Consider the following 18,718-nt stretch of genomic DNA (forward strand, 5'->3'; position numbering starts at 1 on the left):
GAACGCTGTCCTCACGATGCCGAGTAGGCGCCCTCACGCCTGGGGATCGCGTCGTCGTACGCCCCGACCGGCCCGCTGTAGCGGGCCTTGCCCTTCGGGTACGGCCAGGCGTTCGCGGTGCAGCCGTGCAGGCCCAGCGTCTGCTGCTGCATCACCGGCGCCGGCCGACCCCGCCCGGGGCACCGCTCGTGGCCGTGTCCGAGTTTGTGCCCCACCTCGTGGTTGACCATGTACTGCCGGTAGGACTCCACTGTCGCGCCGTAACCCGGCACCCCCTTGACCCAGCGCGCCACGTTGAGCACCACCCGGCCACCGTTGCGGCAGGAGGTGTAGGCGTCCGGCACGTCCTGGCAGAGGGTGTCGCGGGTGCCGGGGGTCGCCAGGTAGATGGTGAAGTCGGTCGGTTCGCCGGCACCGACCCGGCGCAGCCGCCACGCTCCACCCGCCATCCACCCGCGTGGGTCGTTCAACGTCGCGGTGATCGCCGTGGCGATGTCAGTCGCCGGCAGGCCCCGGATGTCGCGCTCCACGGCGACCCGGTAGCGCAGCAACCGGCCGGCCGTCGCGCGCCCGGGGGTCGTCTCGCCGGGCGCCACCGACCAGCGGTTACCACCGGTGGCGGGATAGCTGACCGCGATGACCGGTGCGGAACTGGTTCGGACCTCGGTGGCTCCGGTCGGCCGACCGGTAGGTGTCGCCGCATCGCTGGGCGGCGGCCCGGCGACGACCGGGTCGGTGGCGGGTTGCCCGGCGGCGGGCAGGCCGCACCCGGTGAGCAGCGCCACCACCAAGAATGACGCCATCGAGGCGGTACCCCAGCGGCGGGTAACCTTCGTCGACATGTCTCTCCCCTCGCGCGTCGCTCGGCGGCGGCGCGGAGGAGAAGACGGGCGACAGTGCCGAAAAGTTGATGTGACCCAGGGCTCAACCTTTTGCCGGCCTCGCCCGTCTCTAGCTCTGTGGCACGGGGAGGGTTCGCGGTGGCGCGGGGTGACGCCGATTTCGTCGAGTTCGCGCGCGCAGCGTCCGCGCGACTGGTGCACGCCGCGTACCTGATGACCGGTGACCACCACCAGGCCGAGGACGCCGCGCAGACCGCGCTCGTGCGCACCTACGCGTCGTGGTCGCGGATCCACGACGACGACGCCTACGGGTACGCCCGCCGCACGCTGGTCAACCATCTGGTCGACGGGTGGCGACGGCCGATGCGGGAGTACCCGACCGACGAGGTGCCGGAGCAGCGGCGTGGCGACGTGGCCGACGACGTGGCCACCCGGCGCTGGTTGATCAGCATCCTCGGTGCGCTCAGCCCCCGGGAGCGCGCCATCGTCGTCCTGCGCTACTACTTCGACCTGCCGGAGGCGCAGGTGGCCCGGGAACTCTCCGTATCCGTCGGCACGGTCAAGAGCACCAGCTCGCGAGCTCTGGAGAAGCTGCGCACCGCCGCGCCCCGCGCGGCCGACGAGAGGGCGCACCGATGAGCGAGCTGGATCGGCTCCGCCACGCGATGCGGGCGACCGAGCGTTCCGACGCCGTGCTCGATCTGGACTCCGTGATGCGCGAGGGACGTCGGTTGCGGACCCGTCGACGCGTCGCCGGAGCCGGGGCGGCGACTCTCGCGACCGGCCTGGCCGCGGCGGTCGTCGTGGTGGCGGTCGGCGTGTCCGGGTCGGGCGATCCGGCGCCGACCGAGCACCCGCCGCCGGTCGCCGTCGCTCCACCGCCGGTCGGTGTCTCGCCGTGGGCGGAGAAGTCGCTGGGCTCCACGCCGCCGCCGACTGTGGGCCGCGACGAGCCGCCACCGAAGCCCCTGGGCCAGATCGTGGACAGCGGGGTGCGGCACGGCGCCGAGCGTCGGGTCTACTACGTCGTCGCGGTGTCAGTGCCCGGTGAGCCCAAGGTGTCCATCGGACTGGCCGCCGGTCGCCAGGCTCCGGACGGCTCGTTGAGCACCGACATCCTGGTCAACGACGTCTACGGCAGCGACCGCAGCGCCGGGTTCCATCAGATCGGCTACGACGAGGGCTTCGCCGCGCCGGTGCCCACCTTCGGCTACTTCGTCGGCCCCGCCAAGCGGATCGTCGGCACCGTCGACGGTCGGCAGGTCGACGCCCGAGTGGCGCCATGGAGTGGCGACAAGCAGGTGCTGATCTTCTGGTTCGACCCGGCGCGGCTCACTCCGGGCGAGCGGCTGGACGGCATCATCGCCCGCGACGCCAGCGGCCGCCGACTCTGACGCGCCGCCGGCACTCAGGCCAGTCGACGCTCGATGGTCACCGTCGTCCCCTCGGCGGTGGAGACCAGCCGCACGTCACCGTAGGCGTTCATCAGCAGCGCTCCGCGTCCCCGGTCCATCGCCGGCCGGCGGTCCCGCCAGGTGCCGAAGTCCCGTACCGAGATCCGGATCAGTCCGCCACCCACCTGGACGCGCACCCGTACCTCCGGACGGCTGGGTCGCTGCGCGTGCTCGACGGCGTTGTTGACGGCCTCGGAGGCGGCGAGCAGGAGATCTTCCAGCACGTCCGGGTCGACGTCCAGCTCGCCCAACGCACCCCGGACGTCGCGACGCATCGCGGCGGCGGAGGTGGGCACGGACGGGTACGTCCACTCGACGTCCAGGAGGTCGCCCAGCCCGTCCGGCTCGGGCGGCGCCTCCACCACCACTGACGCGTCGCGGACGGTTTCGACCGCCGGGGTCGGCGCGACGGGGCCGGTCGGGGCGGTTCGCGCCGGGGGAGCTGCGGCAGCGACAGTCGCCGGGTCGCCGACGACGGCAACGGCAGGGGCGCGGTCGCGGGCTCGGCGGATGCTGGCCCGGATCCGGGCGATCAACTCGGCCGCGGCGAACGGTTTGACCAGGTAGTCGTCGGCGCCCAGGCTCAGGCCCTCCACGCTGGCCTCCCCGCCGGCACGGGCGGAGAGCACCAGCACCGGCAGCGTCCGGGTCGTCGGGTCGGCGCGTAGTCGGCGCACCAGGTCGAAGCCGTCCAGCACCGGCATCATCACGTCGGTCAGGACCAGGTCGGGCAGATCACTGTGGATCTCGTCGAGGGCCTGCCGGCCGTCGGTGACGGCCCGCACCCGCCAGCCCTGACCGGTGAGCAGCCGGGTGAGGTACGCCCGCATGTCGGCGTTGTCGTCGGCGAGCAGGATCCGGGCGCCGGTCAGCTCGTCAGTGGCCGCCCCGCACGCGGGATCGGGCTCGGTCAGCGCGTCGTCCGGTTCGGTGAGCCAGCCCATCGCCTCCTCGACGGCGGCGCGGGCCGCGTCACCCCGCCCGTCCACCGCCGGCCCGGTGACCGCGGTGCGGTGCGCCGCCGACCAGGGCAGCGTCACGGTGAACCTGCTGCCGACGCCCACCTGGCTGGTCACCCGCACGTCGCCGCCCTCCAGCCGGGCCAACTCGTGCACCAGGGCCAGGCCGATGCCAGTGCCCTCGTGACTGCGCGAGCGGGCGCCTCGCACCCGGTGGAAGCGTTCGAAGAGTTTCGGCAGGTCCCGTTCCGCGATGCCGATGCCGGTGTCCGCGACGGTGAGGCGCACCTCCTCGTCATCGGCGTCGAGGGTGACCCGGATGCGGCCGATGAACGTGTACTTCAGCGCGTTGGAGAGCAGGTTCGTGACGATGCGTTCCCAGTTGACCGGGTCGACAGCGACCGGCCGGGGCAGCGGTGGGCAGCTCACCTCGAGGGTCAGCCCGGCCCGCTCGACGGCGGCCCGGAACACCCCGGCGAGCTCGGCGGTCAGCGCGGCCAGGTCCACCACCCGGGCGTCGCTGCGCGCCCGCCCGGCCTCCAGGCTGGAGAAGGTGAGCAGGCTGTTGACAAGCGTCAACAGTCGGGTGGCGTTACGCCAGCCAGTCTCCACCCGCTCCCGCTGCACCGCCGCCAACGGCGCGGTGGCGTCGGTGAGGGCGTCGGTCAGCGGACCGAGGATGAGGGTCAACGGGGTACGGAACTCGTGGCTGACGTTGGCGAAGAAGTCGGTCTTGACCCGGTCCAGTTCCGCCATCGCCTCGACCCGGCGCCGCTCCTCCTCGTACTCCTGGGCGTTGCGCACCGCCACGGAGATCTGCTGGGCGAGCAGCTGGTGGAAGGAGCGGTACGCCTCGTCGAGCCCTCGGCTGGGGCTGACCCCGGCGAGCAGGACGCCGAGCGGCTGGTCCTCGTCGGCGGAGGGCAGCGGCAGCGCCAGCGCGGTGCGGACCGGGTCGTTCCACGGGCCGGCGGGCAGCGGCAGCCGGTCGGTGACGTCGGTCACCTGGGTTGCCCGGCCCTCGGCGGCGTCCGCCAGCCCCCAGGCGTACGCGGGCGGGCCCGGGTCGGTCAGCTCGACGGCGTCCGGCAGGGCCTGGGCGTGCCCCTGGTCGCTGCCGGTGCAGGCGACCCGGCGCAGCGCCGTGCCGTCGCGCAGGTAGATGGCGGCGAACGGCACGTCCAAGGGGTGGCCGTCGATCACGTCGATCAGCCGAGCGCCGGTGGCGTCCACGTCGACGGTGCGCCCGTCGCCGAGCACGGACAGGTCGCGCAGGAGACGGAGCCGGCGTTCACCGACCACCTGCTGGGTGACCTCGCTGCACACGGTCAGTACGCCGACGGTGCGGCCGTCGTCGTCGCGGGCGGGGGCGTGCGAGACGCTGAAGTACGCCTCCTCGCGATAGCCGGACCGTTCCAGCAGCAGTTGCAGGGCGGGGACCCAGCTGGCCACCCCGGTCGCCATGGCCTTTTCGATCAGCGGGGCGAGCACGTGCCAGCCCTCGGCCAGCGTCACTCGTACGTCGTCGCCGAGCGCGGCGGGGTGCTTGTCGCCGATCAGCGCTGAGTACGCGTCGTTGTAGAGCTGCGAGTAGCTCTCGCCCCAGAGCAGCAGCATGGGATAGCGGGAGGAGAGCACCACCCGGACGGCGGCGCGCAGACTCTGCGGCCAAGCGTCGACCGGGCCCAGCGGGGTGCCGGCCCAGTCCAGCTGTGCCATCAACCGCCCGGTCTCGCCGCCGAGGAACAGGTCAGTGCTGGGTCGTGTCACGCTCGATCCGACCCCATCGCAAGCCCCCGTTCCGGGCCCGACGACCCCTGCCGCGTTACCTACCCATCCTGACACCTCTACTCACCTGTGCCGACGCCGGTACCCACCGTCGAACCGGCGGCGGTTCGGGACGAACGACCGATGCTCAGGAAATAGATATCTGTAAGTGTCTCGGGTATCTCTCCAACCCCGAGGAGCCCCCATGAGAGGCAGAACGCTGAGCGCGGGAATCGCGCTCGCCGTGTTCGCCGGGATGACGGTGCCGTTGGCCGCCCAAACGGCGACCGCGTCACCTCCGACCGCCACGACGGTGACCCGGCCGATCGCCGCGTCCGCCGCCGCGTTGGCCGCGCCGGACATCTCCATCACCAACGTCCAGGCGCACCTGACCCAGTTCAACGCCATCGCCACCAGCAACGGTGGCAACCGACGGGCCGGCTCGGCCGGCTACACCGCCTCGCTCAACTACGTCAAGACCAGGCTCCAGTCGGCCGGCTACACCGTCAGCGAGCAGTACTGCTCCAGCTGCCGGTACCCCTCGAACAACCTCATCGCCGAGTGGCCCGGCGGCCCGGCCGACCAGGTGGTCATGTTCGGCGCGCACCTCGACGGCGTCGCGGCCGGTCCGGGCATCAACGACAACGCCACCGGCTCGTCGACCCTGCTGGAGAACGCGCTGGTCCTGGCCGCGCAGAACCCGACGGTGACCAAACGGGTGCGGTTCGCCTGGTGGACCGACGAGGAGCAGGGGCTCAACGGCTCCCGGTTCTACGTCAACTCGCTCAGCGCCACCCAGCGCGGCTACATCAAGGGTTACTACAACTTCGACATGGTCGGCTCGACCAACGGCGGCTACTTCATCAACCGGGTCAGCTCGACCACGGCCGCGCCACTGAAGGCGTACTGGGACTCGTTGGGCCTGCAGCCGGAGGAGAACGTCGAGGGCCAGGGTCGCTCCGACGACTACTACTTCCAGCAGGCCGGCATCCCCACCTCGGGCTACGCCGCCGGCGCCAGCGCCCGCAAGACCAGCGCCCAGGCCGCCAAGTGGGGCGGTACCGCCAACTCCGCGTACGACCCGTGCTACCACCGGTCCTGCGACACCACCGCCAACGTCAGCGCCACAGTGCTGAACCGGGCGGCCGACGGTGTCGCGTACGCGCTGTGGCAGCTCGCCGTGGGCGGCGGCACCCCGACGTGCACCGGCGGTCAGGTGGTCGGAAACGGTGGCTTCGAGAGCGGCAGCACGCCGTGGACCGCGTCCTCGGGCGTGATCACCAACGCCAGCGGCCAGCCGGCCCGGACCGGGTCGTACAAGGCGTGGCTCAACGGGTTCGGCAGCACCCGCACCGAGAGCCTGTCGCAGTCGGTGACACTGCCGGCCGGCTGCGCCACGTACACGCTGTCGTTCTGGCTGCACATCGACACCGCCGAGACCACCAGCTCCACGGCGTACGACCGGCTCACGGTGCAGGCGGGTTCGGCCACCCTGGCGACGTACTCGAACCTCAACGCCGCGACCGGTTACGTGCAGCGCAGCCTCAACGTCGCCGCGTTCGCCGGGCAGACGGTGACGCTGCGGTTCACCGGCACCGAGGACTCGTCGTTGCAGACCACCTTCGTGATCGATGACGTGACGTTGCAGGCGAGCTGACCGCGTACCCGAGAAGGGCCGCCACCGGTTTCTCCGGTGGCGGCCCGTCGCGTGGTGGGTCACCCGTCGCGTGGTGGGTCAGGGGAGCTGCGGGTAGAGCGCGGCGACGCCGCCGGCCAGTCCGGCCTGCACCTGGCGGCTGAGGTCGTCGGCGACGATCTCGTACGCGTCGGCCTCGACGCCGTCCACACCGATGCGGGCGATTGCCGCCGGGTCGGACTTCGGGCCGATGATGTCAGCGGCCATGTCGGTGTCCAGGTATCCGACGTGCAGGCCGGCGACCCGGACGCCCCGGTCGGCCAGTTGGACGCGCAGCACGTTGGTCATCGCCCACTCGGCGGACTTGGCGGCGCTGTAGGCCGCGTGGGTCGGGGAGCCGAACCAGGACAGGACCGAGAGCACGTTGAGGATCGTTCCGCCGCCGTTGCCGGCGATGACCGGCGCGAACGCCCGGATCGTCGACAGGGTGCCGATGTAGTGGGTCTCCAACTCCAGCCGGACGAGGTCCAGGTCGCCGTCGAGCAGGTCGGTCCGGGTGTCGATGCCCGCGTTGTTGATCAGCAGGTTCACGCCGCCGGCCAGCTCGGCGGCGGCGGCCACCGAGGCCGGGTCGGTGATGTCGAGGCGGACCGGCGTCACGCCGGGTAGGTCGACGCTGTCGGGGTTGCGGGCGCCGGCGTAGACGGTGGCGCCCCGGGCGAGGAGTTCGGCGGCAAGGTGCCGGCCGAGGCCACGGTTGGCGCCGGTGACGAGGGCGGTGCTTCCAGCGATCTTCATGGCCGTCACGCTATCCGACCTGACTTCTGTTGAGCAAAGTCAGCTATGTCACGGGGTCGGCCGCTCGGATCGGGAATACGACCCGGACGCGCCCACACCCCGACCGGTGACGACTCGTATCCTTTCCGCGAACCTTCGCACGAGCCGAGATGGGAGACGGTGTGAGCAACCAGGCCGAAACGTTGGAATTCCAGGCCGAGGCGCGTCAGCTCCTCCAGTTGGTGGTCCACTCGATCTACTCGAACAAGGACGTCTTCCTGCGGGAACTCATCTCGAACGCGTCCGACGCACTGGACAAGCTCCGGCTGGCCACCCTCGTCGACAAGGAACTCGTCGCCGACACCGACGACCTGCACGTCGCCCTGGAGATCGACAGCGACGCCCGCACCCTCACCGTGCGCGACAACGGCATCGGGATGACCCGCGACGAGGTCGTCCAGCTGATCGGCACAATCGCCAAGTCGGGCACCGCCGAGCTGCTGCGCCAACTGCGCGAGTCCGCCGACGCCCACGCCAAGCAGGACCTCATCGGCCAGTTCGGCGTCGGCTTCTACGCCGCGTTCATGGTCGCCGACCGGGTCACCCTGCTGACCCGCAAGGCCGGCGAGACCGGCGGCACCCGCTGGGAGTCCACCGGCGAGGGCACCTACTCGATCGAGACGGTCGACGAGGCGCCGCAGGGCACCACAGTGACGCTGCACCTCAAGCCGGCCGACACCGAGGACAACCTGCACGACTACACCGCCGAGTGGACCGTCCGCGAGATCGTCAAGCGCTACTCCGACTTCATCGCCTGGCCGATCCGGATGAGCGTCGAACGCCCCGGAGCCGACGGTGAGCCCGCCACCCGCGAGGTGCAGACCCTCAACTCGATGAAGGCACTCTGGGCGCGGCCCCGCGACGAGGTCGACGCCGCCGAGTACAACGAGTTCTACAAGCACGTCAGCCACGACTGGGCCGACCCGCTCGAGGTCGTGCACATGAAGGGCGAGGGCACCTTCGAGTACGAGGCGCTGCTCTTCCTGCCCAGCCACGCCCCACTGGACCTGTTCTCCCCGCAGGGCCGCCGAGGCGTCCAGCTCTACGTCAAGCGCGTCTTCATCATGGACGACTGCGAAGCGCTGGTCCCGACCTACCTGCGCTTCGTCAAGGGCGTGGTCGACGCGCACGACCTGTCGCTGAACATCTCCCGGGAGATCCTGCAGCAGGACCGGCAGATCCAGATCGTCCGCCGCCGCCTGGTCAAGAAGGTCCTCGCCACGGTCAAGGACCTCAAGGCCAACCACGCCGAGCGCTACCGCACCTTCTGGACCGAGTTCGGCGCCGTGGTCAAGGAAGGGCTGATCGACGACACCGACAACCGCGACACCCTGCTGGACATCCTGTCGGTGGCCACGACCAACGACCCGGCCGAGCCCACCGACCTGGCCGGCTACGTGTCGCGGATGAAGGACGGCCAGAACGACATCTGGTACGCCACCGGCGAGTCCCGGGCCGCGATCGAGAACTCTCCGCACCTGGAGGCGTTCCGGGCCAAGGGGCACGAGGTGCTGCTGCTCACCGACCAGGTCGACGAGGTGTGGGTCGAGCGGGTCGGCACGTACGACGGTCGGCCACTGCGCTCGATCGCCAAGGGCGAGATCGACCTGGACACCGACGAGGAGAAGCAGCAGGCCGAGGCCGAGCGCGAGCAGCAGCGACAGGAGTTCGCCGGGCTGCTCGACTGGCTGGGCACCACCCTCACGGACAGCGTCCGGGAGGTCCGCCTGTCGTCGCGGCTGACCACCTCACCGGCCTGCGTCGTCGGCGACGCCCACGACCTCACCCCGACCCTGGAGAAGATGTACCGGGCGATGGGGCACGAGATCCCCACCACCAAGCGGATCCTGGAGATCAACCCCGGTCACCCGCTGGTGTCCGGGCTGCGCAAGGCCCACGAGCAGGGCAGCGACACCGCCGCCCTGACCGAGACCGCCGAGCTGCTCTACGGCCTGGCGGTGCTCGCCGAGGGCGGTGAGCTGCCCGACCCGGCCCGCTTCACCCGGACGCTCGCCGACCGGCTGGCGCGCACCCTGTAGGCGTACCCCTTCGGCTGCGGGGTTCCCGGATCACCGGGAAGCCCGCAGCCGGCGGGCCGCTACCAGCGGTTCCAGTGGGCGAACGCGTCCGCGTCGGCCCGCGGACCGGGCTTGAAGTCGGTGCCGAGGGTGTACGCGACCGGGGTGAGGGCGACCTGCACGACGGTGTCGTAAGGGATGCCGAGCAGTTCGGCCATCTCCCGCTCGTAGCTGAGATGGCTGGTGGTCCAGGCGGTGCCGAGCCCGCGTTCCCGGGCGGCCAGCATGAAGCTCCAGAACGCCGGGATCACCGAACCCCAGGCTCCCGCCTGCCCGCGCACGCTGTCCAGTTCGGCGCGTGACTCGACGCGTAGACAGGGGATGAGCAGCAACGGGACCTCGTGCAGGTGGTCCGCCAGGTGCGCCAGACTGCCGGCGATCCGACCCCACTGCTCGGAGGCGAAGTCCATCCGGCTGAAAGCCGGCCCGGTGCCGCCCGACGCCGGTGGCGGCGCCATCAGGCCGCGTCGCCACAGTCGCGCGACGGCCGCCCGGGTCTCGCGGTCCTCGACGAAGATGAAGTCCCAGCGCTGCCTGTTGCGGCCACTGGGCGCCTGGAGCGCGATGCGCACACAGTCCTCGATCACGTCGCGGGGGACCGAACGCCTCAGGTCGAGACGTTTGCGGACGGCGCGGGTCGTGCTCAGGACCTCGTCGGCGGACAGACCCAGCGTGCTCGGCGGGTTCTTTCCGCCTGATGTGGCCTCGGTCATGCGGGCACTCCCACTCGCTCCGGCAGGTCAAGGTTGGCGAGGATCGCGGAAAGGATTCCCGGAAACCGGTGGTTGATCTCGTCGGCCCGCAATTCGTGGCGACGGAAACTGCCGTTCGGTGTGACACGGAGGACGCCGGCGGCCCGCAGGACCTTCAGGTGATGCGAGAGCGTGGACATGCTGACGTCGGACAGCGCGTCGAATTGGCCGCAGACGACACCGCCGGCCTGTGCCAACTGCCGTACGACGCTGAGGCGCACCGGGTCGGCCAGGGCGCCGAGCAGGGTGGCCAGGTCGACCGAGGTGAGATCGGGATGATGCAGGGCTCTCATGGACGCCATGCTAGCTTTCATTTCGTGATTTCGAAAATAATCCAAATGATGAACGGAGCACCGGCATGTCTGTCGACACCGTGATCTTCAGCGGGGAGGGCCCGCACGCCGACCCCTGGCACCCGCTGGCCGAAACCAGCGCCGCGCTGGCCCGGCTGATCGGCGACGAGGGTTCGGTAGCGATCGTGACAGCCGTCGACCAGCTCGAGGTCGCGCTCGGCGGCGCGCGCCTGCTGGTGGTGAACGCGAGCGCGGACCGCACAACCCCGATCCCCGAGGACGAGAACTTCGCCCGCGTCCTCGACGACTTCCTGGCCCGTGGCGGCGGCCTGCTCGCCGTGCACAGCGCCACGATCGCGTTTCCCCAGCTGGCAAGCTGGCGCTCCACCGTCGGCGCCGTCTGGGCCCACGGCCGGACCTTCCACCCGCCGATCGGCCCGAGTCTCATCCGGCGCAGCGGTGTGGAACACCCGATCAGCGCCGGGCTCGGGGACTTCGAGGTTCACGACGAGCGCTACACCGAGTTGGAGCTGGTCGACGGCCTGGACATCGAGCCCCTCTACGTCCACGACGAGGGCGGCGACACCCACCCGCTGGTCTGGGCGCGCACCGTCGGGAGCAGCCGGATCGTCTACGACGCACTCGGCCACGACGTCCGGTCGTACGAGTCGCCGGGGCATCAGGAGCTGCTGCGCCGCATCGTCACCTGGCTCCGCCACGACAGCTGAACGCTCGGCCGGACAACCGACCGAGCGCTCGCCTACGTGGTGCGGATCAGTGCAGGGGTTGGTGGCCCGTCACGCCGCGGAGGCGGCCTTCGACCCTCGGTGCGACGCCACCGGGCCGGCGTTCCAGCCCCAGCGGGGAGCCGGTACCGCCGCGCCCTGACGCCCATCCGTGTCGGCGTCGTCGCTGTCGGTCCCGTCGATGGTCACCTCGACCGAGGCGGGGGTGCTGCGGGCCAGCCGCAGTGAGTGCTCGGCGCCGGTGCGGGCCGCGCACGGCCAGGACTGCCCGGCGCACTGGAGGTTGCGGCACCGGCCCTCGTCGTCCGGCTCGTGGGCGCTCAGCACGTCGATCGCCAACTGCCACAGCAGCGGGTCGGTCACGTCGTGCGGACGCTCGGCGGTGCGACTCGGTCGGTTGCTGGTGTCGTCGGACATGGTGGGCCCCCCTCGTCAGGCTGTACCCCCCAAGGGTCACCCGTCAGCCGCCGGCTAAACCGCCGACCTGCTGTGATGTGTCTCTGATCGCAACTCGGCCGTGGACAGCGCACGCTTATCGGTCAGTCCGGCAGAAGTGGCATCTCCACTCTCGGCTCCCGGCCGAGCAATACCGCCCGAGTGAGCGCCGCTGATCCGAACCGGTCGCGGACCGCGTCGACCGCAGCGTCCAGATCGGACCCAGGGTCCGGCTGGAACGGCAGCTCAGGCTGGACCGGGTTGTCGCCGAGGTTGCCCACTGAGACACCGATCAGTGTGACTCCACGGCGATCGATCTCGGGCAGTGCCGCGCGTAGGAGCGCACGCGCGGCGACGAGCAGTGGCGTCGTGTCCGCCGTCGCCTTACCCACCGTGTGCGAGCGGGTCGCCCGGGTGTAGTCGCCGAAGCGCAGCCGCAACACCACTGTGCGGCCGGACCGCCCGGCCGCCCGCATCCGCCGGCTGACCCGGTCGACCAGGCCAGCGAGGATGGCGTCCAACTCCGTCGAGGCGTGCGGGCCGCGACTCAGCGCGTGTTGCGCGCCCATCGAACCGCGCCGCCGCCCCACCTGCACCGCCCGGGGGTCGTGGTTGTGCGCCAGCCCGTGCAGGTGCCGGCCGGCACCCGCCCCGAGCAGCGACACCAGCGCCGCCTCACCGAGGCGGGCCACCTCCCCGACGGTACGGATCCGGCGTTCGCGCAGCTTGGCGGCCGTGACCGGGCCGACGCCCCAGAGCCGTTCCACAGGCAGCGGGTGCAGGAACGCCAGCTCGGCGTCCGGTGCGACCACCAGCAGGCCGTCCGGTTTCGCCACGCCGCTGGCCACCTTGGCCAGGAACTTCGTGCGGGCCACCCCCACCGTGATCGGCAGGTGGACCCGCTCGCGGACCTCCCGGCGCAGTCGTTCGGCGATCTCGGCCGGTGGTCCGACCAGCCGCCGCAGCCCACCCACGTCGAGGAACGCCTCGTCGATGGAGAGCCCCTCGACCAGCGGTGTGGTCTGCCGGAAGATCTCGAAGACCGCGCGGCTCGCCGCCGTGTACGCCGACATCCGCGGCGGCACGACGATCGCGTCCGGGCAGAGCCTTCGCGCCTGCTGGCCGCCCATCGCGCTGCGGACGCCCCGCGCCTTCGCCTCGTAGCTGGCCGCCAGCACCACGCCGCCACCGACGATCACCGGCCGCCCACGCAGGCGCGGGTCGTCGCGCTGCTCGACCGACGCGTAGAACGCGTCCAGGTCGGCGTGCAGGATGCTGGCGCCGGACGACACGTACACATGTTCGCATGACGCCCGGCCAGTGCGGCGCTGAGCTGCGCGAACGCCGGTCAGTCGAGGCAGAACTCGTTGCCCTCGGGGTCGGCCATGATGAGATGACCGGCGCCCAACGGGGGAGTGGGCTCGTGCCGACTGAGCCGCCTGGCGCCATGTGAGGCGAGCCGCTCGGCCTCCGCCTCCAGGGCCGCCATCCGTTCGTCACCCTCCAGCCCGGGGGCCGCGCGTACGTCGAGATGGACGCGGTTCTTCACCTGCTTGTGCTCCGGCACCCGCTGGAAGAACAGCCGTGGTCGCGAGCCCTCGGGGTCGACCACCGCCGACGCGTCGTTGCGGTTCTCCGGCGGGACACCCATCGCCTCCAACGCCTGGTCCCAGGACTCGAAGTTCCCGGGTGGGGCCTGCACCTGATAGCCGAGCGCCTCGGCCCAGAACGTGGCCAACCCCGCCGGGTCGGCGCAGTCGAACGTGATCTGGACGTCGCGGGTCACGGCGGATCCCTGCTTCCTGTTCTGGTCGGTCATGATCCCAGCCTCTCGCTGATAGCGGACAGGGATGTTCCGCTATCAGTGCAACGATCGACTGGTGACCGTCGAGGCGACGACCGAGCGGGTGCTGCGCCTGCTGGCGCTGCTGCAACGACGTCTGTCCTGGACGGCCGCCGAACTCGCCGCCGAGCTGGGGGTCACCGGCCGCTGCGTGCGCCGCGACGTGCAGCGTCTGCGGACACTCGGCTACCCGGTGCACGCGGTGTCGGGCGTCGGCGGCGGCTACCAACTCGGTGCCGGCACCCGGCTGCCGCCGCTGCTCCTCGACGACGAGGAGGCAATCGCCACGGCGGTGTCTCTGCGGCTCGCCTCCGGGGGCACTGTCGCCGGGGCGAGCGAGGCCGCGCTGCGGGCCCTCGCGAAGCTCGACCAGGTGATGCCATCGCGGCTCCGCGCCGAGGTGCGGGCGGTGCACGGCTCCACCGACACCCTCATCGGCCCGGTCGCCGAGATCGACGCGGAGCTGCTGGTGACACTCGCCCGCGCCTGTCGGGACGGGGTACGCGTTCGATTCCACTATCCCGGCCGGGACGCTGGTGAGCGGGAACGGACGGTCGAGCCGATCCGGATGGTCACGACCGGCCGCCGCTGGTATCTGATGGCCTGGGACGTCGACCGCGCCGACTGGCGGACGTTCCGGCTGGACCGGATGCGGGCGGCGGTGGCGACGACCTGGCGTTTCGCGGCCCGCGAGCACCCGGATCCGGTCGCCTTCGTGCAGCGGGCCGTGACCGGTGCGCCGTACCGCTACCTCGCCCGGGTGCGGGTGCACGCCCAACCGGAGCGGTTGCGGGAGGTGGTTCCACCACAGGTGGGGCGGGTCGAGGACGACCGCGACGGATGGTGCGTGCTGGTCGTCGGCGGCGACGACCTGGACTGGCTCGCCGCGCACCTCGCCCGCCTGGATCACGAAATGGAGGTGCTGGAGCCTCCCGAGCTGCGCGAGGCCGCAGGCCGGCTCGCCCGTCGCCTCGCGGCGCTGGCCGGTGCGACGTCGGAGCCCGGCGCGCGGTGACGCAGGGTGTAGTGGCGCAGCGACACCGGGCTGCCGTCGGAAGCGGTCCATGGTGCCGTGCTGGTGCCGACACAGCGCCATCCTGCGCGCTCGTACAGCGCGGCGGCGGCGGTGCCACCGCCGGCCAACTCCAGCACCAGGTCCGTTGCGCGTTTGTCCGCCCACTGGCGGGCCCGGTCCAGCAGCGCGCTGCCCAGCGCCAACCCACGGGCTCTCGGCACCACGAAGAGACGAGCCACCTCGGCCGTCGGTCGGCCGGGCGGCCCGTCCACCTGATCGGGGATCCGGTGTACCGCGACGTGTCCGACGACGGCCGCGTCGGCGTCGACGGCGACCCAGGCTCGCGCCGGGTGCGGCTCGCGCAGCCAGCGGTGCGGGTCGGTGGGCCAGTTCATCGGGTACCCGTCGACCCGGTGAACCTCGGCGAGCGCCGCGACGCAGCCGTCCAGGTCGGTGGCACGCCGCCGACGGATAGCGGGTCGGTTCACAGGTCGTCGAACGGGCCGGCGTAGCGGAACTCGCCCCGGATCGACTCGCGCCACGCGTGCGACGGCCGAGCCATGAAGTACTGCGGCCCCCACGGCTGCGGCGGGGTGACGCCCAGCTCGACGGCCGGCCGGAACCCGAAGCGCGGGTAGTAGTCGGGATGCCCGAGCAGGACCACCAGGGGTTCGTCCCGCGCGTCGGCAGCGCCGAGCACGGCGTGCATCAACGCACTGCCGACCCCTCGTCGCTGCCAGCTGGGCAACACACCCAGCGGCCCCAGGCCCAACGCCACCGGCGCACCGCCCACCCGGCCGCGGGTGGCCACCACGTGCCCCACCACGTGGCCGTCCGAATCGGTCGCCACCAGGGAGTACGCGGGCAGCCAGCCCTCGTCGGCGCGCAGCGCGTCGACAAGGGTCGCCTCGACCGGCACGCCGTCACCGCCGTCGGCCTTGGCGAAGGCTGCGGAGTGCACCGCCCGAACGGCGTCGACGTCGGCGGGTGTCTCGCGTCTGATCAGCACCGCGCCACCATAGACGCGGCGTGTCGCCAGCTCCACGCGTTTATCGCGGCGCTTCGCGGACATGGCGGGAAAACGCTTGATGTCTGTGAGTCATCACGATGCCGCACGGTCATCAAGCCGATCCGCGATCGGGGCTTGCGACCCGAGCGACCGGTGGCCCGGCCGCCGGCATGCAGGCTGCCCCGGGCCTGGGACCCCTGTCCACGCTGGCTGGGCGGGCGCGATCTCAGCCGACGGCGGTGGCGGAGGGCGGGGCGCTGCCGCCCTGGGGTGCCTCCGGGGCCATCAGTCGGATGATCTCCGCCTGGTCGGCGGGTGAGGGCAGTCCCCATTCCGGCCGGTAGCCGTACACCTGGTGCAGTGGGGTGGAGCCGGTGCGGCCGTCCAGGATCTCCACGGCGTCGGTGCCGATCAGGCCGGGATGTTCGACGCCGCAGGCCTCGGCGACCTTGGTCAGGTCCCGGCGCAGCGTCCGCAGGTAGTTGGCTGCCCGGACCGACTTCAACGTCGGGTCCAGGCCCCGGGAGAGCCACGCGTTCTGGGTGGCGACGCCGGTCGGGCAGGTGTCGGTGTGGCACTTCTGCGCCTGGATGCAGCCGATCGCCAGCATCGCCTCCCGACCGACGTTGATCAGGTCACAGCCGAGCGCGAACGCCACTATGGCGTTGTCTGGCAGGCCGAGCTTGCCGCCGCCGACGAAGACCACCTGTTCGTGCAGGCCGTGCTCGGCGAAGATCTTGTAGACCCGGGAGAAGCCCTGCTGGAACGGGAGCGACACCGAGTCGGTGAAGATCAGTGGTGCGGCGCCGGTGCCGCCCTCGCCGCCGTCGATCGTCACGAAGTCCACACCCCGGCCGGTGTCCCGCATCAGGGTGGCCAACTCCTGCCAGAAGCTCAGGTCACCGACCGCCGACTTGATGCCGACGGGCAGTCCTGTCTCGGCGGCCAGCAGCTCCACCCAGTCGAGCAGGCTGTCGCAGTCGGAGAACTCGGCGTGCCGGGACGGGCTGACGCAGTCCTGACCGGCCGGGATGCCCCGGGTGGCGGCGATCTCGGCGGACACCTTCGCCCCGGGCAGCAGCCCACCGAGGCTCGGCTTGGCGCCCTGGCTCAGCTTGATCTCCAGCGCCCGCACCGGTGCGCCGGCGACCAGGTCCTTCAGCCGGTCGAGGCTGAACCGGCCGTGCTCGTCGCGGCAGCCGAAGTACGCGGTGCCGAGTTGGAAGACCAGCTCACCGCCGTTGCGGTGGTACGGCGACAGGCCACCCTCGCCGGTGTTCTGCAGACAGCCCGCGAGCGCCGCCCCCTTGTTGAGCGCGGTGATGGCGTTGCCGGAGAGCGAGCCGAAGCTCATCCCGGAGATGTTGACGACTGACTCCGGTCGGAACGCCCGGGCGCGTCCCCGTGCGGCGCCGAGCACCTTCGCGCTGGGCAACCGCACGTCGTGACCGGCGGTCGGTGACGACGACGGCACGGCACGGCCGAACGTACGGTGCTTGATGATCGGGTACCCGGGGGTGTACTCGATGTCGTTGTCAGTGCCGAAACCGAAGTAGTTGTTCTCCTGCTTGGCCGACGCGTACACCCAGCGGCGCTGGTCGCGGGTGAACGGCCGTTCCTCGTTGTTGCCGGCCACGATGTACTGCCGTAGCTCCGGCCCGATCGTCTCCAACAGGTAGCGGGCGCGGCCGAGGACCGGGAAGTTGCGCAGCAGCGCGTGGTCGCGCTGGATCAGGTCCCGCGCGGCGAGGGCCGCGACGGCGGCGGCGACAGCGGGTACGGCTCGACGGGCCCAGGTCATGCCCGGGGTTCTTTCCGCCCGAGCGGCGGATCAAACCGGTGAGCTGGCTGGTGGCGGTGCGGGTGCGCCCCGCACCGCCACCACGCGCTCAGCGGTGCCGGAACGACTCGCGGACCGATCCGCCGACGATCGTGCACCACGTGCTCGTGCTGAGCTTGCCGTTGCGGGGCAGACCGTGCAGCGCCTGAAGGTCCTGCACCGCCCTCCGGGTGGCGTGGTCGTACGCCCCGGTGACGGTGACTGCGTACCCCTTGGTGGCGAGGATTTCCTGCACGGCCGTGACCGGCGCTCCGGTGGCGTGCTGGTCCAGCTCCGGAGCGAGGGTCTCCCAGGTCGGCGTGGTGAGCGTGGCGTCCACGTCCACAGCGATGCCGTTGCGGGCCTGCCAGTCCTGCACCGCCGCGACGGTCGCGGCGTCGAACGTGCCGCTGACGGTCACCGGGTAGCCCCGGTAGGCGAGCAGGTGCTGCACCACCCGGACCGAGGGGGAGTTGACGAAACGCCACAGGTCCGGCCAGCGGCGCGCCGGCACGTCACCGAGCTTGGTGCCCAGGGCGGCGTGCACCCGCCGCCGCAGCTCGGGGAACTGCCGGTAGAAGGCCGCGCCCGGGCACTCGGTGGTGCGGAAGTCCCAGTGGCCAAAGATGTCGTGCGCGTGCAGCCCGTACTGCCGGCAGATCGCGACGCAGAGCTTGACCAGCGAGTCGGTCAACGCTTCGGGTGGCGTCTCGGTGACGTAGGTGCCCTCGTTCTCGATGCCGATGGCCCGGCCGTTCTCACCCGGGCAGTGCGCCGAGATCATCTGCCGGTCGCCGGCTTCGAGGCGCTCCAGGCTGCCCCGGCGACCCTCCAGCACGTACCCGCCACGGCTGACAGTGAAGTGCTGGCCGGTGTCCGACCAGCCGTTGCCGTCCATGTGCAGGTCCTGGCAGTCGTGGGCCAGCTTGACCGCCTGCTCGCGGGAGTAGTCGGTGACGTTCGGGAACGCCATGTGGTGCACGATGATCTTGTTGGTGGCGATGGCGCTCACCGACAGCGGGTCCTTCGGCGGGCGGGCGGCCCACTCGTCACAGCTGATGATCCAGTCCAGGTCGGTGCCCGGCGCGGCCTGCGCCGCGCCTGGGAAGGCGAGTTCGCTCCCGACGACGGCGACCGTGGCGGCGCCGAGACCGGCCCGCAGCAGCGTCCGGCGATCCACTTCGGAATGGTCGACGTGCATTGCATCTCCTCCTGCGGCCGACGGCGGGGGGA

18 protein-coding genes are annotated in these 18,718 nt (G+C 71.5%); 6 read left to right on the forward strand and 12 right to left on the reverse strand.

Going from position 1 to position 18,718, the window contains the following annotated elements; genetic code table 11:
• Positions 1-11: 11 nt before the first annotated feature.
• Positions 12-803, reverse strand: a complete 792-nt coding sequence (locus OHB44_RS14960; RefSeq protein WP_266302762.1) for a DUF3152 domain-containing protein — start codon at positions 801-803, stop codon at positions 12-14.
• Positions 804-980: 177 nt separating this feature from the next.
• Here OHB44_RS14960 and OHB44_RS14965 point away from each other — a divergent pair, with 177 nt between their 5' ends.
• Positions 981-1,481, forward strand: a complete 501-nt coding sequence (locus tag OHB44_RS14965) for a SigE family RNA polymerase sigma factor (RefSeq protein WP_266302761.1) — start codon at positions 981-983, stop codon at positions 1,479-1,481.
• On the forward strand, positions 1,478-2,236 hold the full coding sequence (locus OHB44_RS14970) for a hypothetical protein (RefSeq protein WP_330441036.1): 759 nt from the start codon (positions 1,478-1,480) through the stop codon (positions 2,234-2,236). The genes OHB44_RS14965 and OHB44_RS14970 overlap by 4 nt, the downstream gene beginning before the upstream one ends.
• Positions 2,237-2,250: 14 nt before the next feature.
• Here OHB44_RS14970 and OHB44_RS14975 read toward each other — a convergent pair whose 3' ends face one another.
• Positions 2,251-5,025 carry an ATP-binding protein gene (locus tag OHB44_RS14975; RefSeq protein ID WP_330441037.1) on the reverse strand — a complete coding sequence of 925 codons (2,775 nt, stop codon included), beginning with the start codon at positions 5,023-5,025 and terminating at the stop codon, positions 2,251-2,253.
• A 202-nt stretch (positions 5,026-5,227) separates the two neighbouring features.
• Between OHB44_RS14975 and OHB44_RS14980 the strand changes: the two genes are divergently transcribed.
• Entirely contained in the window at positions 5,228-6,679 is a 1,452-nt protein-coding gene (locus OHB44_RS14980; RefSeq protein WP_330441038.1) for a M28 family peptidase, read from the forward strand.
• 78 nt (positions 6,680-6,757) lie between these two features.
• Here OHB44_RS14980 and OHB44_RS14985 read toward each other — a convergent pair whose 3' ends face one another.
• Positions 6,758-7,456 carry an SDR family oxidoreductase gene (locus OHB44_RS14985; RefSeq protein ID WP_238682718.1) on the reverse strand — a complete coding sequence of 233 codons (699 nt, stop codon included), beginning with the start codon at positions 7,454-7,456 and terminating at the stop codon, positions 6,758-6,760.
• A 149-nt stretch (positions 7,457-7,605) separates the two neighbouring features.
• Here OHB44_RS14985 and htpG point away from each other — a divergent pair, with 149 nt between their 5' ends.
• Positions 7,606-9,534, forward strand: coding sequence for a molecular chaperone HtpG (gene htpG / locus OHB44_RS14990; RefSeq protein ID WP_330441039.1), 1,929 nt, complete (start codon positions 7,606-7,608; stop codon positions 9,532-9,534).
• Positions 9,535-9,593: 59 nt separating this feature from the next.
• Here htpG and OHB44_RS14995 read toward each other — a convergent pair whose 3' ends face one another.
• Both OHB44_RS14995 and OHB44_RS15000 read right to left on the reverse strand, forming a co-directional pair.
• Positions 9,594-10,286 (reverse strand): nitroreductase family protein, encoded by a 693-nt coding sequence (locus OHB44_RS14995; RefSeq protein WP_330441040.1) that lies wholly within the window; start codon positions 10,284-10,286, stop codon positions 9,594-9,596.
• Positions 10,283-10,618, reverse strand: coding sequence for an ArsR/SmtB family transcription factor (locus OHB44_RS15000; RefSeq protein ID WP_266302754.1), 336 nt, complete (start codon positions 10,616-10,618; stop codon positions 10,283-10,285). The genes OHB44_RS14995 and OHB44_RS15000 overlap by 4 nt, the downstream gene beginning before the upstream one ends.
• A gap of 65 nt (positions 10,619-10,683) precedes the next feature.
• On the opposite strand from OHB44_RS15000, the gene OHB44_RS15005 reads away from it, so the two are divergent.
• Positions 10,684-11,346, forward strand: a complete 663-nt coding sequence (locus tag OHB44_RS15005) for a ThuA domain-containing protein (RefSeq protein ID WP_330441041.1) — start codon at positions 10,684-10,686, stop codon at positions 11,344-11,346.
• Between the two features lie 69 nt (positions 11,347-11,415).
• On the opposite strand, the gene OHB44_RS15010 is transcribed toward OHB44_RS15005, so the two are convergent.
• The 3 genes from OHB44_RS15010 to OHB44_RS15020 form a co-directional block, all read right to left on the reverse strand.
• Entirely contained in the window at positions 11,416-11,781 is a 366-nt protein-coding gene (locus tag OHB44_RS15010; RefSeq protein WP_330441042.1) for a hypothetical protein, read from the reverse strand.
• A gap of 122 nt (positions 11,782-11,903) precedes the next feature.
• Positions 11,904-13,091 carry a DNA polymerase IV gene (gene dinB / locus OHB44_RS15015; protein WP_330441043.1) on the reverse strand — a complete coding sequence of 396 codons (1,188 nt, stop codon included), beginning with the start codon at positions 13,089-13,091 and terminating at the stop codon, positions 11,904-11,906.
• 56 nt (positions 13,092-13,147) lie between these two features.
• A complete protein-coding gene (locus OHB44_RS15020; RefSeq protein ID WP_238682725.1) occupies positions 13,148-13,618 on the reverse strand; it encodes a VOC family protein in 471 nt (156 codons plus the stop codon).
• 31 nt (positions 13,619-13,649) lie between these two features.
• Between OHB44_RS15020 and OHB44_RS15025 the strand changes: the two genes are divergently transcribed.
• Positions 13,650-14,657, forward strand: coding sequence for a helix-turn-helix transcriptional regulator (locus tag OHB44_RS15025; protein ID WP_266302750.1), 1,008 nt, complete (start codon positions 13,650-13,652; stop codon positions 14,655-14,657).
• On the opposite strand, the gene OHB44_RS15030 is transcribed toward OHB44_RS15025, so the two are convergent.
• The 4 genes from OHB44_RS15030 to OHB44_RS15045 form a co-directional block, all read right to left on the reverse strand.
• The gene (locus tag OHB44_RS15030; protein ID WP_330441044.1) at positions 14,549-15,145 is read right to left on the reverse strand and encodes a GNAT family N-acetyltransferase; all 597 of its coding nucleotides are present in this window, start codon (positions 15,143-15,145) and stop codon (positions 14,549-14,551) included. The two genes, OHB44_RS15025 and OHB44_RS15030, sit on opposite strands and share 109 nt — an antisense overlap.
• Entirely contained in the window at positions 15,142-15,666 is a 525-nt protein-coding gene (locus OHB44_RS15035) for a GNAT family N-acetyltransferase (RefSeq protein ID WP_330441045.1), read from the reverse strand. The genes OHB44_RS15030 and OHB44_RS15035 overlap by 4 nt, the downstream gene beginning before the upstream one ends.
• 226 nt (positions 15,667-15,892) lie before the next feature.
• A complete protein-coding gene (locus OHB44_RS15040; RefSeq protein WP_238682729.1) occupies positions 15,893-17,467 on the reverse strand; it encodes an FMN-binding glutamate synthase family protein in 1,575 nt (524 codons plus the stop codon).
• 88 nt (positions 17,468-17,555) lie between these two features.
• A complete protein-coding gene (locus tag OHB44_RS15045; protein ID WP_238682730.1) occupies positions 17,556-18,665 on the reverse strand; it encodes a peptidoglycan recognition protein family protein in 1,110 nt (369 codons plus the stop codon).
• Positions 18,666-18,718: the final 53 nt, after the last annotated feature.

The organism is Micromonospora sp. NBC_00821, from assembly GCF_036347035.1.
GTDB lineage: Bacteria > Actinomycetota > Actinomycetes > Mycobacteriales > Micromonosporaceae > Micromonospora > Micromonospora hortensis.

What these genes read in the sequence shown, in the direction of transcription:
- OHB44_RS14960 (WP_266302762.1), bottom strand. Translation starts at nt 803, where the DNA reads ATGGCGTCATTCTTGGTGGTGGCGCTGCTCACCGGGTGCGGCCTGCCC.
- OHB44_RS14970 (WP_330441036.1), top strand. Translation starts at nt 1,478, where the DNA reads ATGAGCGAGCTGGATCGGCTCCGCCACGCGATGCGGGCGACCGAGCGT.
- OHB44_RS14980 (WP_330441038.1), top strand. Translation starts at nt 5,228, where the DNA reads ATGAGAGGCAGAACGCTGAGCGCGGGAATCGCGCTCGCCGTGTTCGCC.
- OHB44_RS14985 (WP_238682718.1), bottom strand. Translation starts at nt 7,456, where the DNA reads ATGAAGATCGCTGGAAGCACCGCCCTCGTCACCGGCGCCAACCGTGGC.
- htpG (WP_330441039.1), top strand. Translation starts at nt 7,606, where the DNA reads ATGGGAGACGGTGTGAGCAACCAGGCCGAAACGTTGGAATTCCAGGCC.
- OHB44_RS14995 (WP_330441040.1), bottom strand. Translation starts at nt 10,286, where the DNA reads ATGACCGAGGCCACATCAGGCGGAAAGAACCCGCCGAGCACGCTGGGT.
- OHB44_RS15000 (WP_266302754.1), bottom strand. Translation starts at nt 10,618, where the DNA reads ATGAGAGCCCTGCATCATCCCGATCTCACCTCGGTCGACCTGGCCACC.
- OHB44_RS15005 (WP_330441041.1), top strand. Translation starts at nt 10,684, where the DNA reads ATGTCTGTCGACACCGTGATCTTCAGCGGGGAGGGCCCGCACGCCGAC.
- OHB44_RS15010 (WP_330441042.1), bottom strand. Translation starts at nt 11,781, where the DNA reads ATGTCCGACGACACCAGCAACCGACCGAGTCGCACCGCCGAGCGTCCG.
- OHB44_RS15020 (WP_238682725.1), bottom strand. Translation starts at nt 13,618, where the DNA reads ATGACCGACCAGAACAGGAAGCAGGGATCCGCCGTGACCCGCGACGTC.
- OHB44_RS15025 (WP_266302750.1), top strand. Translation starts at nt 13,650, where the DNA reads ATGTTCCGCTATCAGTGCAACGATCGACTGGTGACCGTCGAGGCGACG.
- OHB44_RS15040 (WP_238682729.1), bottom strand. Translation starts at nt 17,467, where the DNA reads ATGACCTGGGCCCGTCGAGCCGTACCCGCTGTCGCCGCCGCCGTCGCG.